Annotated in this window: 18 protein-coding genes; 11 read left to right on the plus strand and 7 right to left on the minus strand. The window is 71.6% G+C overall.

Annotated features, from left to right (window positions below):
• Positions 1 to 97: 97 nt before the first annotated feature.
• The 3 genes from ACZ60J_RS03180 (at position 98) to ACZ60J_RS03190 (ending at position 3,883) form a co-directional block, all read left to right on the plus strand.
• Positions 98 to 1,885 (plus strand): S8 family serine peptidase, encoded by a 1,788-nt coding sequence (locus tag ACZ60J_RS03180; protein ID WP_469678565.1) that lies wholly within the window; start codon positions 98 to 100, stop codon positions 1,883 to 1,885.
• Between the two features lie 210 nt (positions 1,886 to 2,095).
• Complete coding sequence (locus tag ACZ60J_RS03185) at positions 2,096 to 3,358, plus strand: lipase family protein (protein ID WP_469678567.1); 1,263 nt, start codon at positions 2,096 to 2,098, stop codon at positions 3,356 to 3,358.
• Positions 3,359 to 3,469: 111 nt separating this feature from the next.
• Complete coding sequence (locus tag ACZ60J_RS03190; RefSeq protein ID WP_469678568.1) at positions 3,470 to 3,883, plus strand: rodlin; 414 nt, start codon at positions 3,470 to 3,472, stop codon at positions 3,881 to 3,883.
• 12 nt (positions 3,884 to 3,895) lie between these two features.
• Here the strand turns inward: ACZ60J_RS03190 and ACZ60J_RS03195 are convergent, their stop codons facing one another.
• Together ACZ60J_RS03195 and ACZ60J_RS03200 are read right to left on the minus strand one after the other, a co-directional pair.
• Entirely contained in the window at positions 3,896 to 4,354 is a 459-nt protein-coding gene (locus tag ACZ60J_RS03195) for a GNAT family N-acetyltransferase (RefSeq protein ID WP_469678570.1), read from the minus strand.
• A gap of 93 nt (positions 4,355 to 4,447) precedes the next feature.
• Positions 4,448 to 5,746 (minus strand): glycosyltransferase family 4 protein, encoded by a 1,299-nt coding sequence (locus ACZ60J_RS03200; RefSeq protein ID WP_469678572.1) that lies wholly within the window; start codon positions 5,744 to 5,746, stop codon positions 4,448 to 4,450.
• Between the two features lie 138 nt (positions 5,747 to 5,884).
• Here ACZ60J_RS03200 and ACZ60J_RS03205 point away from each other — a divergent pair, with 138 nt between their 5' ends.
• Together ACZ60J_RS03205 and ACZ60J_RS03210 are read left to right on the plus strand one after the other, a co-directional pair.
• Positions 5,885 to 6,577 (plus strand): response regulator transcription factor, encoded by a 693-nt coding sequence (locus ACZ60J_RS03205; protein WP_469678574.1) that lies wholly within the window; start codon positions 5,885 to 5,887, stop codon positions 6,575 to 6,577.
• Positions 6,570 to 8,090, plus strand: a complete 1,521-nt coding sequence (locus ACZ60J_RS03210; protein ID WP_469678576.1) for a sensor histidine kinase — start codon at positions 6,570 to 6,572, stop codon at positions 8,088 to 8,090. Before ACZ60J_RS03205 ends, ACZ60J_RS03210 begins: the two co-directional genes overlap by 8 nt.
• Positions 8,091 to 8,115: 25 nt before the next feature.
• On the opposite strand, the gene ACZ60J_RS03215 is transcribed toward ACZ60J_RS03210, so the two are convergent.
• On the minus strand, positions 8,116 to 8,904 hold the full coding sequence (locus tag ACZ60J_RS03215; protein ID WP_469678578.1) for a polysaccharide deacetylase family protein: 789 nt from the start codon (positions 8,902 to 8,904) through the stop codon (positions 8,116 to 8,118).
• A 277-nt stretch (positions 8,905 to 9,181) separates the two neighbouring features.
• Here ACZ60J_RS03215 and ACZ60J_RS03220 point away from each other — a divergent pair, with 277 nt between their 5' ends.
• From ACZ60J_RS03220 to thpD, 5 genes are all read left to right on the plus strand, one after another.
• Complete coding sequence (locus ACZ60J_RS03220) at positions 9,182 to 11,020, plus strand: RICIN domain-containing protein (protein ID WP_469678580.1); 1,839 nt, start codon at positions 9,182 to 9,184, stop codon at positions 11,018 to 11,020.
• 262 nt (positions 11,021 to 11,282) lie between these two features.
• A complete protein-coding gene (gene ectA, locus ACZ60J_RS03225; protein WP_469678582.1) occupies positions 11,283 to 11,861 on the plus strand; it encodes a diaminobutyrate acetyltransferase in 579 nt (192 codons plus the stop codon).
• A 67-nt stretch (positions 11,862 to 11,928) separates the two neighbouring features.
• Positions 11,929 to 13,197, plus strand: a complete 1,269-nt coding sequence (gene ectB / locus ACZ60J_RS03230; RefSeq protein WP_469678584.1) for a diaminobutyrate--2-oxoglutarate transaminase — start codon at positions 11,929 to 11,931, stop codon at positions 13,195 to 13,197.
• A gap of 35 nt (positions 13,198 to 13,232) precedes the next feature.
• Complete coding sequence (locus ACZ60J_RS03235; protein WP_469678586.1) at positions 13,233 to 13,637, plus strand: ectoine synthase; 405 nt, start codon at positions 13,233 to 13,235, stop codon at positions 13,635 to 13,637.
• Positions 13,638 to 13,695: 58 nt separating this feature from the next.
• Positions 13,696 to 14,598: an ectoine hydroxylase gene (gene thpD / locus ACZ60J_RS03240; RefSeq protein ID WP_469678588.1), complete on the plus strand. Its 903-nt coding sequence runs from the start codon at positions 13,696 to 13,698 to the stop codon at positions 14,596 to 14,598.
• Between the two features lie 104 nt (positions 14,599 to 14,702).
• Here the strand turns inward: thpD and ACZ60J_RS03245 are convergent, their stop codons facing one another.
• The gene (locus ACZ60J_RS03245) at positions 14,703 to 15,461 is read right to left on the minus strand and encodes a CAP domain-containing protein (protein ID WP_469678590.1); all 759 of its coding nucleotides are present in this window, start codon (positions 15,459 to 15,461) and stop codon (positions 14,703 to 14,705) included.
• A 516-nt stretch (positions 15,462 to 15,977) separates the two neighbouring features.
• Between ACZ60J_RS03245 and ACZ60J_RS03250 the strand changes: the two genes are divergently transcribed.
• Complete coding sequence (locus ACZ60J_RS03250) at positions 15,978 to 16,175, plus strand: hypothetical protein (protein WP_469678592.1); 198 nt, start codon at positions 15,978 to 15,980, stop codon at positions 16,173 to 16,175.
• 4 nt (positions 16,176 to 16,179) lie between these two features.
• On the opposite strand, the gene ACZ60J_RS03255 is transcribed toward ACZ60J_RS03250, so the two are convergent.
• The 3 genes from ACZ60J_RS03255 to ACZ60J_RS03265 form a co-directional block, all read right to left on the minus strand.
• Positions 16,180 to 17,235 carry a tartrate dehydrogenase gene (locus ACZ60J_RS03255; protein WP_469678594.1) on the minus strand — a complete coding sequence of 352 codons (1,056 nt, stop codon included), beginning with the start codon at positions 17,233 to 17,235 and terminating at the stop codon, positions 16,180 to 16,182.
• A 57-nt stretch (positions 17,236 to 17,292) separates the two neighbouring features.
• Positions 17,293 to 18,192: a LysR family transcriptional regulator gene (locus ACZ60J_RS03260; RefSeq protein ID WP_469678596.1), complete on the minus strand. Its 900-nt coding sequence runs from the start codon at positions 18,190 to 18,192 to the stop codon at positions 17,293 to 17,295.
• A gap of 108 nt (positions 18,193 to 18,300) precedes the next feature.
• The gene (locus ACZ60J_RS03265) at positions 18,301 to 20,421 is read right to left on the minus strand and encodes an ATP-binding SpoIIE family protein phosphatase (protein WP_469678598.1); all 2,121 of its coding nucleotides are present in this window, start codon (positions 20,419 to 20,421) and stop codon (positions 18,301 to 18,303) included.
• Positions 20,422 to 20,532 lie beyond the last annotated feature (111 nt).

The following is a 20,532-nucleotide window of genomic DNA, read 5'->3' on the forward strand; positions in this document are numbered from 1 at the left end:
ACGGATTGCCGTGCTCCCCCGGGTGTCACGAGGGTGATCCCCGTGCCCCGGCCCCCACGCCGGGGTGTCCAGGAACCCGATCAGTAGGAGCAGTTGGATGCGTGCACAGCGTGCGGCAAGAAGCACCCGGCTCGGGGCCATATGTCTCGGTGCCGCCACCGCGACCGTCCTCGGCCTGTTCGGCGCCGCCACCCAGGCCCACGCCGGACCCGCGGAGGGCCGGGTCCTCGGCGAGGGCGCGGCGGACACGGTGAGCGGCCGGTACCTCGTCGTCCTCGACGGGGCGCCCTCCCTGCGCGCCGCCGCCACGGCCGAGACCGCCGGGGAGGCGAAGACGCTGACGGACCGCCACGGAGGGGCGGTCCGTCAGCTGTACACGGCCGCCCTCAAGGGGTTCTCCGTGAAGGCGACCCCGGAGCAGGCCCGCCGCCTCGCGGCCGCTCCGGGCGTCCGCTACGTCCAGGCCGACACCGTCTTCCGCGTGTCCGGGACCCAGCCCAACCCGCCGTCCTGGGGCATCGACCGCGTCGACGGGGCGAAGGACGGCTCCTACGCCTACCCGAACGACGGCAGCGGGGTGACCGCGTACATCGCGGACACCGGCCTGTACCGGCAGCACGCGGACTTCGGCTCCCGCGCCTCCTCGGGCTACGACTTCATCGACAACGACGCGGACTCCGCCGACTGCCACGGGCACGGCACGCACGTCGCGGGGACCGTGGGCGGCGGCGCGTACGGCGTCGCGAAGAACGTCAAGCTGGTCGGGGTGCGCGTGCTCGACTGCCAGGGTTCCGGTTCCACGGAGCAGATCGCGGCCGGGATGGACTGGATCGCGAAGAACGCCAAGAAGCCGGCCGTCGTCAACATGTCCCTGGGCGGCAGCGCCGACCGGGCGCTCGACGACGCCGTGGCCGGGGTCATCAACGCGGGCGTGCCGGTGGCCGTCGCGGCCGGCAACGACAGCAGGGACGCCTGCAACACCAGCCCGGCGCGTCTGCCCGCGGCCATCACCCTCGGCTCCACGGACAGCAACGACGCCCGCTCCAGCTTCTCCAACTACGGTTCCTGCCTGGACCTGTTCGCTCCCGGCGGCTCCATCGTCTCCACCAAGATGGGTGGCGGCACGCAGACGATGAGCGGGACCTCGATGGCCACTCCGCACACGGCGGGAGCGGCGGCGCTCTACCTCTCGGCGCACCCCGACGCCACTCCGCAGCAGGTGCGGGACGCGCTCGTGAACAACGCCCAGTCGGGTGTGGTGACGGGGGCCGGCACGAACTCCCCCAACAAGTTCCTGAACGTGACGAAGCTCGGCGCTCCCGCCGAGCCCGGTGAGCCGGTCGCCGACTTCGCCGCCCAGTGCTCGACGTCGGCCGCCTCCTGCGCCTTCGACGCCTCGGCGTCCAAGGACCCGGACGGCTCGATCGCCTCGTACGCCTGGGAGTTCGGGGACGGTGCGAAGGGCGAGGGCGTCAAGCCCTCCCACGAGTACTCCGCCGCCGGCACCTACTCGGTCAAGCTGACCGTCACCGACGACTCGGGCCGCACCGCCACCGTCACCAAGCCGGTCACCGCGGGGACGACGCAGCCGCCGACGGGCACCCCGCCGACCGCCGCGTTCTCGCTGTCCTGCTGGTACCAGGACTGCTCCTTCGACGCCTCGGCCTCCAAGGACTCCGACGGCTCGATCGCCTCGTACAAGTGGAAGTTCGGCGACACCGCCACGGGCACCGGCGTCACCGTCGCCCACCGCTACCCGGCCGGGCAGCGCAGCTACACCGCCGAGCTGACGGTCACGGACAACTCCGGTCTGACGGCCACCGCTTCGCGCCGCATCGACTGCTACGGCTTCGGCACCGGCCAGTCGCTCTGCTTCGCCTCCTGATCCTGCGCCACTGCCACGGCGGCCCGGCCCTTCCCCTCCCCGGGAAGGGCCGGGCCCGTCTGCGGGAGGCGTAGACGTCGAAAATGCATTCGGCTAGCGTTTCGCGCACGAAGCACCGCACGAGGCACCGCACGAAGCGCTGCAAGAAACACCACAGGAAGCATCACAGGGAGCACCGCACGGCTGCCGCGTACGCAGAGGAGTTCCTCCTTGCCGCACGGACATCGGCACAACCTGCCCGGCCGAGCGGCCCGTTGGGCCGTCGCCGGTGCGATCGCCGCGGCGCTGGCGCTGTCGGGCTGCACCGGTGGCGGGGACGACCGCAGCGCGCAGGGGCGCGGCCCGGAAGGGCGGACCGCGTCCGCGCCGGTACCCGAAGGCGACGCCTTCTACGACCCCCCGAACCCGCTGCCCCCGGGCAAGCCCGGCACGGTGATCCGCCAACGCCCCTACGCGCCAACGGAGGCGGCGCTGACGGTGCCGTCGCACACCGTCCTGGTGATGTACCTGAGCACCGGCACGGACGGCAAGCCGGTGGCCGCGAGCGGGCTGGTGACCGTTCCGGACGGGCCCGCGCCCTCCGGCGGGTGGCCCGTCGCCGCCGTGGACCACGGCACCATGGGCATCGGTTCCGCGTGCGCCCCGTCCCGCATCCCGGCCTTCGCCGGGCTGCAGGACGCGAGCCCGGTCGGAAAGCTGCTCGCGCGCGGGTTCCTCGTCGTACAGCCCGACTACATCGGCCTGGGCGTGACCGGGATCCGGCACCCGTACCTGAACGGCGAGTCCGCCGCGTACGCCACCCTGGACATCGTCCGCGCCGCCCGCGGGATCGCCCCGGGGGCGTCCGCGACCACGCTCGTCTACGGCGGATCACAGGGCGGGCACGCGGCGCTGTGGAGCGCGCACCACGCCGCCGCGTACGCCCCCGACGTCGACCTCAAGGGCGTGGTCGCCAACGCACCGGCGGTCGGCTTCGAGTGGATGCCCGCCCTCTTCGCCCAGCAGGACGCGACGGCCACCGCCTACACCGGGATCCTGCTGCTGCTCGTCAACGGAGCCGCCGCGGCCGACCCTGCGGTCAGACCCGCCGAGCTGCTCACCCCCGCGGGCCTGGCCGCCGCGGACCGCATCTGGACCCTGCCCTGCATGGGCGCCGACCCCGACCTGCCGCCCGCCCCGGACATCCTGCGGCCGGGCGCCGACCTGGCACCCCTCAACGCCGCGCTGAAGGCCAGTGCCGCGAACGCGACGACCATCAAGGTCCCGGTGCTGCTGCCGCAGGGCGGGAACGACGTGCTGAGCAACCTCAACCAGACGCTCGCCCGGGAACTGTGCGACAAGGGCACCGACTTGGAGTTCACGTACTACCCCGATCAGGGCCACACCATCGGCGACGGCCCGCTGGACGACGCGATCGCCTGGATGGACGCCCGCCGCACCGGCGCCCCGAAGGCGGCGGGCTGCCGATTCTGAACGGGCCCTTCCTGCAAACGGGTGACTTGCCGCCACGTGTGCGGCTCACAGCCGTTGCCAGGGCGAACCAGTCGACGGGTACCGCCCCGCTCAGTGAAGGATTACCAGGCAATGCTGAAGAAGATGATGGTCACCGCTGTCACCACCGCCGCCGCGATCGGCGCCGGTGGCGCCATGGCCGCTCCGGCCATGGCCATCGGCAACGACAACGGGATCAACACCGTCAACGGCAACGGTGCCGTGCAGGCGTACGGCAACCAGAAGACGCAGGGCGACAAGAGCCCGCAGCTCTCCGTGATCCAGGGCGCCGCGAACAAGCCCTGCATCGGCCTGCCGGTCAAGGTCAACGCTCAGTCGCTCGTCGCCGTCCTCGCGAACGTGGGCGTCCAGGACGTCAACGTCCTGTCCAACCCGCAGAACCAGCAGTGCGCCGAGAACTCCACCCAGGCCAAGGGCGACGAGGCTCTCTCGCACATCCTCAGCAACATCCCGGTCCTGTCCGGCAACGCCTCCGCCGGCAGCTGACCGCACGTTCGATCAGTCGCCGGGCGCCATGTCGTAGGTGACCCACATCGTACGAGTGGCCAGCTGGTCGTACTTGGCCCGGGCGCGGTGGTTGTCGTCGGCCGTGATCCAGCGGACCACGCTCCAGCCGCGCTCGGCCGCGATCTCCCGCAGGGCCCCCAGCAGGAGATCGGCCGCGCCGGAACCCCGGTGGTCCGGGTCGACGAACAGGTCGTCGAGGTAGCCGCCGGTGGTGGCCGACAGGGGACGGGCGAACGGACGGTAGTGCGCCAGGCCGATCAGCCGGCCGTCCCCGTCCTCGGCGACGAGGGCGCTCACCTCGTGGGCGGGGTCGTTCACCCATCCCCACACGCGTGCGGCGGCCTCCTCGGTCTGTTCGACCCGGTAGAAGTCCGCGTAGCCGCGGTAGAGGGCGCGCCACTGCGGGAAGTCGGCGTCGCGGACTTCCCGGACGGTGATGGTGGTCGGCATGATCCGCGCTTTCGTCGTCGTGAAGGGTCTTCGACGAAGGATCATGCCCGGTCCGGGCGGTCCCCGGCATCGCCGGTATGTCGAATCCCGCACTCACCCGGTGCCGCGGCGTCCACCTGCGCCCGCCCTCGCCAGGGCTCCGCGGGCCGTGGCGCGCAGGGCGTGTGCCGCGTCGATCGCGCCGACCCGCGCGCGGTGCGACGCCTCCCGCGCGGGGCCGAGCGTGCGCCGGCCGGGACCGCGCCGCAGCAGGTCCCGGTAGAGGTCCAGGTGCCGTTCGGCGATGTGCGCCGGATCGAAGCGGGCCGAGTTCCTCAGTGCCGCTCCGCCCATGCGCCGCCGCAGCCCGTCATCGGCCATCAGCTTCGTCAGCGCGGCGGCGATGCCGTCGGTGTCGCCGGGGCGGACGAGGTGTCCGTCGACCGCGTCCCGGATGATCTCGCGCGGTCCGACCGGGCAGTCCGTGGAGACGACGGGGAGGCCGCAGCGCATCGCCTCGACGAGGGTCATGCCGAACGACTCCCGGTCGGAGGTGGAGGCGGCGATGGATCCCCTGGCCCACTCCCGGTCCAACGGGTGGGCGTCGCCCATGAGACGGGCCCGGCCGCTCAGGCCGAGCTCTTCGATCAGGGCGGACAGCCCGGCCCTCTCGTTGCCGGTGGCGTCGCCGCTGCCGAAGATGCGCAGTTCCCAGTCCGGATGGCCGGCGGCGACCTGCGCGAAGGCCCGTACGAGCAGGTCGTAGCGCTTCGCCGCAGTGAGCCGGCCCGCCGCGACGACCACCTTGCCGGTGCCGTCGGACGGTTCCACGGTGGTGGCGGGCACGCTGTTCGGTATGGCCTCCACCCTCATCGAGGGCGGGCCGAACCGCCGGTAGGCGTGCGCGTCGGCCTCGGTGACGGTGGTGAGGGCGTCGAGGAGCGGATAGCGGTGGCGTATCTCGTGGCGCACGCGGAAGCCGTGGTTCGAGAGCGCGAGGTGTTCCTGGCCCACCCGGACGGCGGCGCGGTGCGCCTGGCGGGCGATGTGCACGTTCAGGCCCGGCCGGGTCCCCACGATCACATCGGCGTCCAGGGTCGACAGGTACCGCCCGATGCGCTCGTCGGTGAGCCGGCTGTACTGCCGGTGCCTGCCGTCCGCCCGGGGGAAGACCCCGGCGGGCAGCGCGTGCCGCGGGTCGTCGCCGTCGTAGTCCGGGGAGTCCGGGCGCAGATCGACCAGCGGCGTCAGGGTCACCCGGGGAGGCGCGCCCATGACCGGGACGCCGCGGTTGCGCAGGACCGAGACGATCTCCACGTCGTGGTGTTCCGCGAGCGCCGCGGCCAGGTTGAACGTCGACCGGATCGTGCCTCCGATGCCGTACGCGTTGTGGAGCAGGAAGGAAATGCGCATGCGGCGCCGCGCCTTTCGGTGACGGAGGCCGGGGGCGGCCGTACTGCCGGTCGTGCCCCACTGTGCGCAGATCATGCTTAACCGTTCCTGAAGCCCCGTCCGCACGGGGCAGCGGCTCCTGGATGGCATCCTGACATCGTGGACATTCTGCTGGTGGAGGACGATCCGGTCATCGCGGCCGCGGTGCGGGAGGGCCTGGAGGGCGAGGGGTACGCGGTCACCCTCGCGTCCGACGGCCTGGCCGCGGTGGACCTCGGTGCCACGGGCCGGTTCGCCGCGATCGTCCTGGACGTCATGCTGCCCTCCTTGAGCGGATTCGCCGTGTGCGGGCGGCTCAGAGCGCTGGGCGTGGACACCCCGGTGCTGATGCTGACGGCCAGGGACGGAGAGCTCGACGAGGCGCACGGCCTGGACATCGGCGCGGACGACTACCTGACGAAGCCGTTCTCCCTGCTCGTCCTCACGGCGCACCTGCGCGCACTGATCCGCCGCAGCGCCCGTGAGGCCGAGGGGTCCGGAGCGCAGGACGTGCTGCGGGTCGGCGACCTGTGGCTCGATCCGCAGGCGCGGACCTGTGGGCGCGGCAGCGAGCGCATCGAGGTCACCGGCCAGGAGTTCGCGGTACTGGAGTGCCTGATGCGCGAGCCGGGCCGGGTGCTGTCGAAGGAGACCATCCTCGGCGAGGCCTGGGACATCGCCTACCGGGGCTCGGCGAGCATCGTGGAGGTCTACGTCAGCCTGCTGCGCCGCAAGATCGACCAGCCCTACGGCATCCGGAGCATCGTGACCGTCAGGGGACGCGGCTACCGGCTGGACGAGGCCCATGCCTGAGTCCGCATCCGGCAACTCCGCCCGGACGTCGGCCTGGTGGCGGCGCCTGCCCACCCGGGCCCGTACGGCCCTGGCCGCGGGTACGGCGGCCCTGGTCCTCTCCGGCGCCGGCGCGTGGTGGCTGCACCGCGACGTGTACACCACCGAGATGGGGGCGGCGCGGGGCCGCGCCCTGGCCCAGTCCCGGTCCGTCGCCCTGGAGTTCGCCGGTGTCCGGGCCAGGGACCGGGAGGCCACCAGCGACATCCTCCTCGGATCACCCGTACTGGTCATCGGCCCGGACGGGCCCTTCGCCTCGTGGCTCCCGCAGGCCTTCCCCGAGGCCGTGAAGGAGCTCCCTCCCGCGCCCGCGTCGGCCCGCCCCGCATGGGCGACGGTCCGTACGGTCCGCTTCGGCGACCCGGCCCCCGGCTGCCGGCCGGACCCCGTCCGCACCTCCACCGGGCAGACCCTCCCCGGCTGCCTCGCGCAGGCGGCGACCCTCGCCGGGCAGACCGTCGACATGGCCGGGACCAGCATCGAGGTCCAGCCGCCCGCCGCCCCCAACCCGGCGGCACCACCGCCCGGGCGCTACACCGTCTACGTCGCCCTCACCCCCTCCGAGGCGACCCGGGCCGCCGACGCCCTCGTACCGGCCCTGGCCGGCGCGGTCCCGCTGGCCGCCCTGCTCGTCGCCCTCTCCGCCTGGGTGGCGACCACGCGTGCCCTGCGGCCGGTGGAGGCCATCCGCAGCCGCCTCGCCACCGTCGACCAGCCGGGCTCCGGCACCCGGGTCCCCGTACCCGTCGCCGAGGACGAGATCACCCGGCTCGCCCGCACGACCAACCACACCCTCGACGTCCTCGACGCCCACGCCCGCCGCCAACAGCGCTTCATCGCCGACGCGGCCCACGAGCTGCGCAGCCCGGTCACGGGCCTGCGCACCGTACTCGAGGTCGCCGTGGCCCATCCCGGGCGGCCCGCCGCCCTGGGCGACGCCCTGCAGGCCACGACGAGACTGCAGTACCTCGTCGACGACCTGCTGACCCTCGCCCGGCTGGACAACTCCCCCGGGGCAGGGCCGGACCGGACGCCGGTGGACTTCACCGAGCTCGTACGGGAACTCCTCATCGAGCTGCCCCACACCCGGCCCGGAGCCACCGCGGACCTCACCCTCGACGCCCCTCCCGAGCCCGTCACCGTGCACGGCGATCGCGACCAGCTGCGGCGCCTGCTGCGCAACCTCCTCGACAACGCGGCCCGGCACGCCGACACCCGGGTGACCGTGACCCTCGCCGCAGCGCCCGGATGGGTGGAGTGCACCGTCCACAACGACGGCGCCCCGATCGCCGACAGCGACCGCGAACGCGTCTTCGACCGCTTCACGCGCCTGGACGAAGCACGCACGCGGGACTCCGGTGGCAGCGGCCTCGGCCTCGCCATCGCCCGGGACCTCGCCCGCCACCACGGAGGCACCCTCGCCGTCGCGCCGGCCGACCGGGGAGCGGCGTTCCTGCTGAGACTGCCCTGTTAGCGGGGTGCCCGTGGGGCGGGCGGGGTCACGGCCGGTAGACCTTGCCCGGTTCGGGGCGGGCCGGCGAGAGGAGCTCGGACACCGTCACGAAGGTGTACCCACGGTGGTGGAGTTCCTCGATGATGCCGGGGACGGCGGGGATGGTCCCGGCGTACCGCTCGTGGAGCAGGATGATCCCGTCCCGTTCGGTCTGGTCGAGGACGCGCTTCCTGATGAGTGCGGTGTCGGTGGTCGCGAAGTCCTTCGCGGTGACGCTCCACAGGATCTGGGCCAGCCCGAGCTCCTTCATCACCTTCGACACCTTGTCGTCGGTGGCGCCGCCCGGAGGCCGCATGAGGGTGGGGGCGTGGCCCGTCGCCTTCGCTATCTGCTGCTGCACCGGCTCGATCTCGGCGCGTATCCCGTCGGGCGTGAGCTCGGTCAGGTTCTCGTGCGACCAGGTGTGGTTCGCTATTTCGTGGCCTTCGTCGGCCATGCGGCGCACGGTGTCGGGATAGGTGTCGGTGTGGCCCTTCCCCTGGAGGAAGAACGTGGCCCGGATCCCCTCCTTCTTCAGGAGGTCGAGCAGGCTCGGGGTCGGTTCGCTCGGGCCGCCGTCGAAGGTGAGGGCCACGCACTTGGCCACGGTGCAGTCCACCGGCCCGGAGGTGTGCGCGCCGGCGGAGCGGGCCGCCGCGGTGCGGACGGATGCCGGCGAGACGACCCCGTTGAGGGAGGAGCAGCCGGTGAGGGTGGCCAGCACCAGCGCGGCCGCCGCGGTACCGGCGCGGCGGGAGGAGGCACCGTACGCGCGGCGCTTGATCGAGCGAAGCATGAGGGGAGGTCCAGGATCGGTCGGGGAAAAGGGCGACGAGCATGCCCAGACCGTCCTTAATGGCCCCTGAAGCCGATCGGCCTTCGGGGCAGGGGTGTAACGAGCCTTGACAGCCATTTATTAATTCGGCTTCTATACAAATTAATTGCCGCCCTGTCGCAGACAGGCGCGCACACCCCCACGCCCCCACACCCCCACGCCCCCGCACCACTCGCCACCCCGGGCTCCTCGTCCGCCCCCACCCCCCGCGGACGGCCCGGGCAAGAGAGGAGTACCCGTGTCAACCCCTCCCGGGATGAGGACCGCCGTCGCACTGGCCGCCGCGGCCGCGGTCCTGTTCGGCACCCTGGCCACCGCTCCGGCATCGGCCCGGCCGGTCCGGTCGAGCCAGTCCCCCACGGCCACGTACACCGTCTCCATCGGCGCCAAGGGTTCCTGGACCAACCCCGACGACACGCCGGCCGCCACGTACATCGACAAGAACGGCGCGTTCTACTACCAGTCGGCGCACGCCCTGTACGCGGCGAACGATCCCCGCAAGTGGACCTTCTACACCGGCAAGGACTTCGACTCCGCCACCCGCTCCGCCTCGCTGAGCACGGCGGTCAACCCGGCGAACGCAGCCGACCGCAACGACGACACCACCTGGCGGTGCAACAACAGCCCGACCGGGCGCGAGGCCACGTACGCCCCGGACACCTCCCACTACGCGCAGAAGAACTACTGCGACCTGATGGGCGTGTGGGTGGATCCCGACACCGGCGACTGGTACGGGCTGGTCCACAACGAGTTCACCCCGCGCCCCTTCGGCGACGGCCTGCACTACGACGCGATCGACTACGCCGTCTCCAAGGACCAGGGCAGGACGTGGGCCATCAAGGACCACGTGCTCACCTCGCCCTACAGCACCCTCCGGGACGACACCGCGGCCTTCCCGCACCAGACGTACCACTACGGGAACGGCGATGCCCGCCTGTTCGTGGACACCGCCTCCGGCTACTTCTACGTCTACTACAACTCCCGCGTCATCCCGAAGGGCGGCGTCCCCGGCGCCTGGACCGCGGGCAGCCGGGCACACGTGGCCCGCGCCCCCATGTCCGGGAAGATGGCGCCCGGTTCATGGCAGAAGTGGTACGACGGTGCATGGTCCCAGCCCGGCACGGGCGGCCTGGAAAGCAACATGGAACCCGTCGACGCCACTCACGTCACCGGGTACACCCCCGTGGCGCAGGACTACGACCCGTCGAACCCCGGCACCGTCCAGGAACAGCAGGCCGCTGGTGAACTACCCGCGAAGTCGGACCTGTTGACGATGAACATCGCCTACAACGCCTACCTGGGGCTGTACGTCGGCCAGCCCGAGGCGGTCAACCAGGACGGCAGCGAACCGCAGCGCTTCTACGTCACCGACAACCTCGCCACCCAGAAGTGGCGCCTCGCCGGCGACTCCGGCGCGTACCGCACCGGCTCCTGGTACCGCTGGGTCCTGGACTCGGTGAACAAGACGGGCTCGACCATCGTCGGCAAGAAGTTCCGCTCGTACTGCTCGTTCTTCTGCTCCGGGGGCGCCGACGGCGAGTACTACGAGACCGTGATCGACACGAACGCTCCCGCCGCGGTCGTCGATCCGGGGAAGACCTACACGATCGCCGGCGGCACCGGCCGCCGCCTCGCCCAGGTCCAGGGCGGTACGGCGACCACCTCCCTCCCCTCCGGCGGCACGTCGGCCCTCAGCCAGTGGGTGTTCACCCCCAACGGCGACGGCTCGTACCGCATCGCCAACGCCTCCACCCGCCAGCTCCTCGGCGTCGACGCCAAGGCGAACGCGGGGCGCGCCTGGGCGGCCAAGCCCACCGTGACGAAGGCGCCGCGGAGCGGGCCCACCGTGGGTCAGCAGTGGTTCGTCATCGCGAACTCCACGGCCGACGGCAAGCCCACCGGCACCTACCGGCTCGTGAACCGCTACAGCGGACTCGTGATCGGCCTCTCGGGCACGTCCGGCCGGCTCGCCGAGACCACCCCCACCCGCGCCTGGGCCGACACCAGCGGCAGCCCTGTCGGCGGCGCCCGCACCTCGGCGGAGCAGACCCTCACCCTGACGGCGGCCACCTTCTGACCGCTGAGCCGCAAACCAAACCCCGCTCCGCCGACGAAGACATCACATTCATAAGGAAAATATGAGACAGGGCAAAGACGTTATCTCCTCGTTATAAAAGCGAGGGTGGGGTGAGAATGTCGGCATTTTCCGGATGAAACCGGGCGCACTGTCGGCAGTTTCTCGCCCTCGGGGAGGCGTTTCCATCTATCACGGACAACGGCCTCCCCGTAACCCCTCAGGCCAGTGCAATCCGCGCCAACCCTCGGTAGCTTCGGCCCGCATGACTGCTCATGCAGAACTGGCCCATTACCGGAAGACCCCGCCGACCAGCCCGTCCACGCCAACCAGCCCGTCCGCCGCGACCACCACGGCGACGCGCATCGACCGCCCCCGCCCGGGCGACGGCCGCCTGCTGTGGCGCCTCGCCCGCGACTCCGGGACGCTGGACCTCAACTCGGCCTACAGCTACCTCCTCTGGTGCCGTGACTTCGCCGGCACCTCCGCGGTGGCCCGTGACGCGTCCGGGCGGGCCGTCGGATTCGTCAGCGGATACCTGCGGCCCGAGAGCCCGGGCACCCTGCTCGTCTGGCAGATTGCCGTCGACGAGTCCGTCCGGGGCCTGGGCATCGCCGGGGCCCTGCTCGACGGCCTCTCCGCCCGCGTGGCGTCCGAACACGGCCTGAGCTCCCTCGAGACCACCATTTCCCCCGGCAACCTCGCGTCGGAACGGCTGTTCGCCTCGTACGCCGCGCGGCACGGCGCCACGCTCACCCGCGAAGTGCTGTTCGCCCCGGAGGAGTTCCCGGACCGCGGGTACGCCCCGGAGGTCCTGCACCGCATCGGGCCGCTCCGTTTCTGACACCGGACCGCACGCTCCGTACCGAACCATCCGCACCGAACACCCCCACACTCATTGGAGAGTTCCCTTGACCATGACCGAGCCGGTCCTGTCCGTCTTCGAGACCCTGGAGTCCGAGGTGCGCAGCTACTGCCGCGCCTGGCCCGTCGTCTTCGAGCGCGCCACGGGGAGCCGGCTGTACGACGAACACGGCAGCGGCTACCTGGACTTCTTCGCGGGCGCCGGTTCCCTGAACTACGGGCACAACAACCCCGTCCTCAAGCGGGCCCTGCTCGACTACCTGGAGCGGGACGGCATCACGCACGGGCTCGACATGTCGACGACCGCCAAGCGGTCCTTCCTCGAAGCCTTCCGGTCCCACGTCCTCGAACCCCGCGCGCTGAACTACAAGGTGATGTTCCCGGGGCCCACCGGGACCAACGCCGTCGAAGCGGCGCTCAAGCTGGCGCGGAAGGCCAAGGGCCGCGAGTCGGTCGTGTCCTTCACCAACGCCTTCCACGGCATGTCGCTCGGGTCGCTCGCGGTGACGGGCAACGCCTTCAAACGGGCCGGCGCCGGTGTCCCCCTGGTCCACGGCACCCCGATGCCCTTCGACAACTACCTCGGGGGCAGGGTCCCCGACTTCCTCTGGTTCGAGCGCCTGCTGGAGGACCAGGGATCCGGCCTCAACCACCCGGCGGCGGTCATCGTCGAGACGATCCAGGGCGAGGGCGGCATCAACGTGGCGCGCGCGGAATGGCTCCGCGCGCTCGCGGACCTGTGCCGGCGCCGCGACATGCTGCTGATCGTCGACGACATCCAGATGGGCTGCGGCCGGACCGGCGAGTTCTTCTCCTTCGAGGAGGCGGGCATCACTCCCGACATCGTCACCCTCTCGAAGTCCATCAGCGGCTACGGACTCCCCATGTCCCTGTGCCTGTTCAAGCCCGAGTTGGACCTCTGGGAACCGGGCGAGCACAACGGCACCTTCCGCGGCAACAATCCGGCCTTCGTCACCGCGACGGCCGCCCTGGAGACCTACTGGGCCGACGGCGTCCTGCGCGAGCGGACCCTCGCGCAGGGCGCGCGCATCGAGGGAGCGCTGCGCGAGCTGTGCGCCGAGCACGCCCGGCTGGGGGCCTCGTACCGCGGCCGCGGACTGGCCTGGGGCATCGAGTTCGCACACAAGGAGCGTGCGGCCGCTGTGAGCCGGAGGGCTTTCGAGCACGGTCTCCTCATCGAGACCTCGGGCCCCGAGGGCGAGGTCGTCAAGCTGCTCCCGCCGCTCACCGTCACCGCCGACGAACTCGACGAGGGCCTCGGCATCCTCGCCCGCTCCGTCCGCGAAACCGCCTGACCGGCACCCCGCCGCACACCACGAAGGGCACCACCATGATCGTCCGCTCGTTCCGGGATCTCGAGGGCACCGACCGCCACGTCAGGGCGGCATCCGGCACCTGGGAGAGCAAGCGCATCGTCCTGGCCGGGGAACGCGTCGGCTTCTCCCTGCACGAGACCGTCCTGTACGCCGGCACCGAGACGTCCATGTGGTACGCGAACCACGTGGAAGCCGTGGTCTGCACGGAGGGAGAGGCCGAACTCACCGACGAGGAGACGGGCCTGACCTACACGATCACGCCGGGAACCATGTACCTCCTGGACGGCCACGAGCGGCACACCCTGCGCGTGAAGCACGAGTTCCGTTGCCTCTGCGTCTTCAACCCGCCCGTCACCGGCCGGGAGGACCACGACGAGAACGGCGTGTACCCGCTGCTCACCGAGCCCGGTCCCGGCTGAGTCGCGACACGTACGGAGACCGGAGAACAGAGAACAGAGAGGAGAGGCAGGCACCACCATGACCTACGCATCCACCCGCACGGCGAAGGACCTGTATCCGACCCGGGGCTCCGAGGAGGTGCTCACCGGCCGCCTGGACCCCGTCGTCTGGTCCGAGCCCGGCACGCCCGGCCCGATATGGGCCCACGAGCTGGAGCGTTACGAGCGCGACGGCTTCCTGTCCGTCGACGAACTCATCACGCCCGATGAGACGGACGTCTACCGGGCCGAGATGGACCGGCTGCTCCGTGATCCCTCGACGCTCGCCGACGACCGTTCCGTCGTGGAGCCGAAGTCCCGGGAAGTGCGCTCGGTGTTCGAAGTCCACCGGATCAGCGAGGTGTTCGCGGCCCTCGCCTCCGATCCGCGCGTCGTGGGGCGCGCGCGGCAGATCCTGGGCTCCGACGTGTACGTGCACCAGTCCCGGATCAACGTCAAGCCCGGTTTCGGAGCCAGCGGCTTCTACTGGCACTCCGATTTCGAGACCTGGCACGCCGAGGACGGCCTGCCGCACATGCGCACCGTGTCGGTGTCCATCGCCCTGACGCCGAACTACACCACCAACGGCGGCCTGATGATCATGCCCGGGTCCCACCGGAGCTTCCTGGGCTGCGCCGGCGCGACGCCGAAGGACAACTACAAGAAGTCCCTCCAGATGCAGGACGCCGGTACCCCGTCGGACGAAGCGCTGACCAAGTTCGCCTCGGCCTGCGGCATCAAGGTCTTCACCGGCAAGGCGGGCTCGGCCACCTGGTTCGACTGCAACGCGATGCACGGCTCGGGGGACAACATCACGCCCTACCCGCGCAGCAACGTGTTCCTCGTCTTCAACAGCGTCGAGAACCGCCCCGAGAAGCCCTTCTCCGCTCCCGTGCGGCGCCCCAAGTACATCGCCTCACAGGACTTCACCCCGGTGCGCTGACCCACCCGGCCGACCCGACGCGACGTCCCGACGCGACCCGGCCCGCCCTCCCCCGCACCTGCCGGGGCGGGCGGGCCGGGGCGGAACGCGCACCGGCCGGGGCTTCAGCGGGTGGCGCCGAAGTCCTGCGTCCAGTACTGGCCGGGCTGCGCGAGGCCGATGCCGATCTCCTTGACGTTGCAGTCGAGGATGTTCCGCTTGTGCCCCGGGCTGTTCATCCAGCCCTCCATGACCTGGGCGGCGGTGGGATAGCCGTACGCGACGTTCTCGGCGTACGTGCGCCACTGGTACCCGGCGCGGGTGATCCGCTGCCCCGGGTCGGATCCGTCCGAGCCGGTGTGCGACATGTTGGAGTGGGCGGCCATGTCCTCGCTGTGGTCCTGCGCGGCCTTCGCGAGCTTCTCGTTCACGGTCAGTACGGGGCACCCGACGGCGGCGCGCTCCTTGTTGACCAGCGCGAGGACCTCGGCCAGGGCGCCGGAGGGTGCCGCGGAGTCCGAGGGCCCGGGGGTTGCGGCCGGCTCGGCGGGCGGCTCCACCGGCTGCTGCGGCCCGGTCTGCACGGGAGGCGCGATCTCGACGGGCTCCTCGAAAGGCTCCTCGAAGGGCTCCTCGACCGGCGGCTCCACGACCGGCTGCATCCCGACGGGGGCACCGGCCTGAACCGGCACCTCTGCGGGCCGGTGCGCGGCGGGGTCGCCGTACCAGGGGCGGCTGTCCTGCCCGGCCGCGACGGGCCTCATCGGGTCGGTCGCCTGCGGGTCGAGGCAGGCCATGGCCGTGGTGGGGACGGCCACGAGGGCCAGGGCCCCGACGGCTATGACTATCTTCCGGTGGTGCGAGTTCTTACGGTGCTTCTTCATGCGGGACCTCACTCGGTGATCGCAAAGCTCCCGGCGCCGGACCGCGAAGGCGCCGGAGGAATCGCCATTCTTAGAAGCCCTCCCCTGGCCTGGCAAGCAGCCTCCTCTCAGCCGAGCGCACCGTTCGGGGCGCCGCTTGAAACAACCGGAAGATCGTGCATCCCCCCGCCGCGGCCACCCCGGAAGCCGCCTGGCCCACCGCCAGATTCCATCCCCGCCAGTCCTCTTGGAGCCGAGGAAAAGGGAGCAGTGAATTCCGCTTCCGTCGAAGTACGGCATGTCATCGCCAAACACGGACATAGCCCGAAATGCGCCAGGGCAGTGGATCTCCGCGCAGGTCCGCAGGGCTCCTGCGGGCCGTGATGCATGTCACGGCCCGATGGAGGAACCGAACGGTGCCGGCGTCCCCGGCCGCGCGCCGCGTCCGCCGGAAAACACGCCGCCCGTTCGGACGCCGGTCGATCAAGCGGCCCACAGCGCGTGCGGGGAACGCGGTGGCGTGGTGGGATCGGCCGGGTGAAGGATCCCTTTGGTTGTGACGAGCCGGCTCTCCTGGCGTGCTCCGGGGCCACCGACCGTGCGGCAGCGCGCCGCTTCGTCGCCTCACGGGCCGCCGACGCGGGCGAGCTGGCGCTGCTGCTGGACATGCTCGGGCTGCTACCCGAGACCGACCCGCCCGCTGCGCGGCGCGCACCGGGGCACGGCCCGCCCTGACGTGTCAGAGGAGCCGGAGGACGGCGGAGGTGAATGCGGCGGTGGAGGCGCTGCCGCCGAGATCGCGGGTGCGTACCGGGGTGGTGGCCAGGACGCGGGCGATGGCTCCGGTGATCTCGGCAGCGGCCCGGGGGTGGCCGAGGTGGTCGAGCATCATGGCGGCGGACCAGATCGCGCCGATCGGGTTGGCGACGCCCTGCCCGGCGATGTCGGGGGCCGATCCGTGGACCGGCTCGAACATGGACGGGTACGCGCCCTCGGGGTTGAGGTTGGCCGAGGGGGCGATGCCGATGCCGCCGGCCACTGCCGCCGCGAGGTCGCTCAGGATGTCCCCGAAGAGGTTGGACGCGACGACGACGTCGAAGCGTGCGGGGGCGAGCACGAACCGGGCGGCCAGTGCGTCGATGTGCTCCTGGTTCCACTCGACCGTGGGGTGCTCGGCGGCACGCTCGGCCACCAGCTCGTCCCAGAACGGCATGGTGTGCACGATGCCGTTGGACTTCGTCGCCGAGGTCAGGGGGCCGCCGCGCCGTTCGGCGAGGCGGAAGGCGAAGTCGAGGACGCGGGTCACACCCGTACGTGTGAACACGGCCTGCTGGAAGGCCATTTCATCGGGGAGCCCGCGGTTCATCCGACCGCCGATCTCGCTGTACTCGCCTTCGGTGTTCTCCCGGACGACCACGAAGTCGACCTCGCCGGGCACGGCCGCGCGAACGGGGCTGTCGAGACCTTCGAACACGCGGATGGGGCGGAGGTTGACGTACTGCCGGAAGGCCCGGCGGATCGGGATGAGCAGTCCCCACAGGGAGACGTGGTCCGGCACACCCGTGTAGCCGACGGCGCCGAGCAGGATCGCGTCGTGGCGGCGCAGCTGCTGCACTCCGTCCTCGGGCATCATCGAGCCGTGACGGAGGTAGCGCTCGCAGGACCAGTCGAACTGCTCGTAGTCGAAGGTGATGCCGTGGCGCTTCCCGACCGCGTCGAGGACCTCGCACGCCGCCGGAAGGACTTCGGCGCCTATGCCGTCGCCGGGGATGAGGGCGATGTCGTGGTTCGTCATGGTCGGCATTCCAGCAAGCGGGGGCCGTCCGGGTCCAACACGCATCCCCGATGTGACTCATAGGCTCCTCCTATGTGCCGGTGGGACGGCGATGTCGAGGAAGGCGCGGGCAGCCGGTGTCGGCTGCGCCGTGCGGCTCAGCAGGACGTTGCGCTGGACGCAGGCCGGTTCCAGGTCGAGGACGAGGGCTCCGGCCCGCTCCGCCAGGCCGGTCCAGGATTCGGTGACCACCGCCAGCCCGACGCCTGCGAGCACCAACGGCAGGAAGGCCATGCGGTGTTCGGTCTCCACCGCGATGCAGACGTCGACGCCCTGCGCCTTCAGGTCGTCGACGTAGGCGCGGATCCCGGTCCCCCGCTGGCCGACGACCAGGCGGCGCCCTTCGAGCTGCTCGCTCCGCACTGCCCGGCCGGCCGGGAACGGGCCGTCCGGCGGAGTGACGAGTACGAGCCGGTGATCTCCGACGTGGTGCGGGACGAGGTCCGCGCACGGCAGGGGCGACGAGGTCGTGGTGGTCAGCAGTCCGAGTTCGCAGCTTCCCGTACGCACCCTCTCGACCACGTCCTCGCGGGTGAGGGCTACGCGCAGGGCGATCGACACCGCCGGAAAGCGCTCGGTGAAGCGCTGGAGCATGCTGCTGAGGGGCTCGATCGCGGGTGACGCCATCGCGGCGATCTCCAGACGGCCGGCGCGCAGCTCCCGGACGGCGCCGACCCCGGCCCTGGCCAGCTCCAGGGCGCGCAGGGCCTCGCGCGCCGGCCCGACCAGGGCGGCGCCGGCCTCGGTGAGGACCGCCTTGCGGCCCGTCCGGTGGAACAGGCTGCTGCCCACGTCCCGCTCCAGGACGTGGATCGCCTGCGACAGGGACGGCTGGGAGACGTAGAGCGCCGCGGCCGCGCGGGTGAAGCCGCCGTGGTCCACGATGGCGAGGAAGTACGTCAGCTGCCGGAAGTCCACGGCTCGGCGCCACCCGTCGTACCGATGTGCCAGGCCGTCATTCGATCCTCCCCTTGACGAAGGATCGAATAATATTGACGTTCGCAAGAAATGCGCAATTTTCGCAAGCTAGGCGAGGGGCCCGGACCCCTCTATGGGCTGCTCCGTCCAGATGGTCTTCCCGGTACCGGTGAACCGGCAGCCCCATCGGTCGGTGAGCTGGGCCACCAGGAACAGGCCGCGCCCGCCCTCGTCCGACTCCCGTGCGCGGCGCAGGCGCGGCTGCGTGCTGCTGGGGTCGGACACCTCGCAGACGAGCACCCTGTCGCGGATGAGGCGGAGCCCGACCGGCCCTCCGGCATAGCGGATCGCGTTCGTGACCAGCTCGCTCGCGACGAGCTCCGTCACGAAGCCCATTTCGTCCAGCTGCCAGCCGGCCAGCTGGCCGACCACCAGCTCACGGGCTTGCGCGACGAGGGACAGGTCGGCTTCGAGCTCCCACTCGGCGACCTGATCGGACGAGAGGACATGGGGGCGGGCGAGCAGCAGCGCCACGTCGTCGGAGGGTTCGTGAGGCAGCACGCTGTCGAAGATCCCCTGGCCGATCTCGCCCAGGGGCCGGCCCGGGTCCGCGCCGGCGAGTGCGCTGCGCAGCCTCTCCATCCCCTCCTCGATGTCGCCGCCGCGGCTCTCGACGAGGCCGTTCGTGAAGAACGCGAGCGTGCTTCCGGGCCGTACGTCGAACTCCGTCACCTCGAAGGGCATTCCGCCGACCCCCAGGGGAGGTCCCGGGATCGTGTCGACGAAGACCGGCTCCTCACCGGGCGCCAGCAGGGCCGGCGGAGGATGTCCCGCCGTGGCAGCGGCGCACTTCCTCGTCACCGGGTCGTACACGGCGTACAGGCAGGTCGCGCCGAGGACCGCCGTCTCGGAGCGGGAATCGCCTGCCGTCTCCTCGCCGGACAGACCGAGCACCAGGTCGTCCACGTGCGTGAGGAGCTCACCCGGGTCCAGATCGAGGTCGGCGAGGGTCTGCACCGCGGTCCGCAGGCGTGCCATGGCCGTGGTGGCATCGAGGCCGTGGCCGACGACGTCCCCGACGACGAACGCCACGCGCAACGACGGCAGGGGGATCACGTCGAACCAGTCGCCGCCGACTCCCAGGCCGCCGCCCGCCGGCTGGTAGACGCCGACGGTCTCGGCGGCGGTGGAGTCCAGGGCCGAGCGCGGCAGCAGGCTGCGCTGCAGGGCCAGGACCGACTGGTGTTCCTTGGTGTAGCGCCGCGCGTTGTCCACGCCGAGGGCGGCCCGGGAGACGACGTCGTGCAGCAGGGCGGCGTCCTCCGCGCCGAAGGCGGAGGGCAGTTGGCTGCGCCAGACGGTGACGCAGCCGAGGATGAGGCCCCGCGCGTAGAGCGGCACGGCCACGGAGGAGTGGGCCCCGCCCGGGACGAACAGCGGCAGGCTCTGCGGATCCACCCCGAGCTGTTCGTACAGGACGGCCACGTCCGGGACCAGTACGGGCAGTCCCTTCATGAGGGGGCGCATCAGCGCGCTGTCCGCCACCGGGGGAAGCGCCTCGCCCACGGCCAGGAGGTCCTCGGCTGATATCTCCGGGCTCTGCGCGGCGGCGATCCGCCGCAGGCGGACGTCACCGCTGGCGTCGAGGTGCGGGGGCTCGTCGCCCACGAGCACCTGCTCGGCTATGTCGACGGTCGCCAGGTCCGCGAAATCGGGGACGAGCAGATTCACGAGGGTCTCGGCCATCTCGGACACGTCCAGGGAGGTGCCGATGCCGGCGGCGGTGGCGTGGGACAGGCCCTTCCGGCGTCGCCCCGCATCGCGCTCGGCCGCCTCCGTCTCGGTTTCCGACGGGCTGACCAGGACCAGCCACTGCGCCTCGGCGCCGGAACCGCCCGGGGTGCGGGCCGCGAGCCGGACGACAGTACAGATCAGTGTGACCGCGTGACGCGCGTCCCCGCCGCCCTCGCCGTCGCCCCCGTCCTCGCCCTCGCGATCACCCGGAACGGTGACCAGGCGCCCGCCCGGCCGCCCCTCGGTTCCGGCTTGCGGGAGCACTCCCAGCAAGGGCGCACACGTCCGGCCCGGCGTGCAGTCCAGCAGCGTCGCAGCCCACTGGGACCGTGCGAGGACCACGCCCGCGTCGTCCAGTACGACCGCCGCCGTCTGGCTGACGGGGCCGAGGGGCACCGAGGCCCGCCTCGGGCCGCGACGCTCCGGTTCACGCATGTCGCCTCCACGCACCGTGACCTTCAGTATCGACCCCGGGGCCGGACCCGGCGACCCGGCGACCGTGGCACAGGGTCCCGAAACCGCACGGTCAGATCGTCACCTGATTGG

It is taken from the genome of Streptomyces sp. NPDC104226, from assembly GCF_055584085.1.

Excerpts from the sequence above, each read along its gene's own strand:
- ACZ60J_RS03180 (WP_469678565.1), top strand. The coding sequence starts at position 98 with ATGCGTGCACAGCGTGCGGCAAGAAGCACCCGGCTCGGGGCCATATGT.
- ACZ60J_RS03190 (WP_469678568.1), top strand. The coding sequence starts at position 3,470 with ATGCTGAAGAAGATGATGGTCACCGCTGTCACCACCGCCGCCGCGATC.
- ACZ60J_RS03195 (WP_469678570.1), bottom strand. The coding sequence starts at position 4,354 with ATGCCGACCACCATCACCGTCCGGGAAGTCCGCGACGCCGACTTCCCG.
- ACZ60J_RS03200 (WP_469678572.1), bottom strand. The coding sequence starts at position 5,746 with ATGCGCATTTCCTTCCTGCTCCACAACGCGTACGGCATCGGAGGCACG.
- ACZ60J_RS03210 (WP_469678576.1), top strand. The coding sequence starts at position 6,570 with ATGCCTGAGTCCGCATCCGGCAACTCCGCCCGGACGTCGGCCTGGTGG.
- ACZ60J_RS03215 (WP_469678578.1), bottom strand. The coding sequence starts at position 8,904 with ATGCTTCGCTCGATCAAGCGCCGCGCGTACGGTGCCTCCTCCCGCCGC.
- ectA (WP_469678582.1), top strand. The coding sequence starts at position 11,283 with ATGACTGCTCATGCAGAACTGGCCCATTACCGGAAGACCCCGCCGACC.
- ACZ60J_RS03235 (WP_469678586.1), top strand. The coding sequence starts at position 13,233 with ATGATCGTCCGCTCGTTCCGGGATCTCGAGGGCACCGACCGCCACGTC.
- thpD (WP_469678588.1), top strand. The coding sequence starts at position 13,696 with ATGACCTACGCATCCACCCGCACGGCGAAGGACCTGTATCCGACCCGG.
- ACZ60J_RS03245 (WP_469678590.1), bottom strand. The coding sequence starts at position 15,461 with ATGAAGAAGCACCGTAAGAACTCGCACCACCGGAAGATAGTCATAGCC.
- ACZ60J_RS03255 (WP_469678594.1), bottom strand. The coding sequence starts at position 17,235 with ATGACGAACCACGACATCGCCCTCATCCCCGGCGACGGCATAGGCGCC.
- ACZ60J_RS03265 (WP_469678598.1), bottom strand. The coding sequence starts at position 20,421 with ATGCGTGAACCGGAGCGTCGCGGCCCGAGGCGGGCCTCGGTGCCCCTC.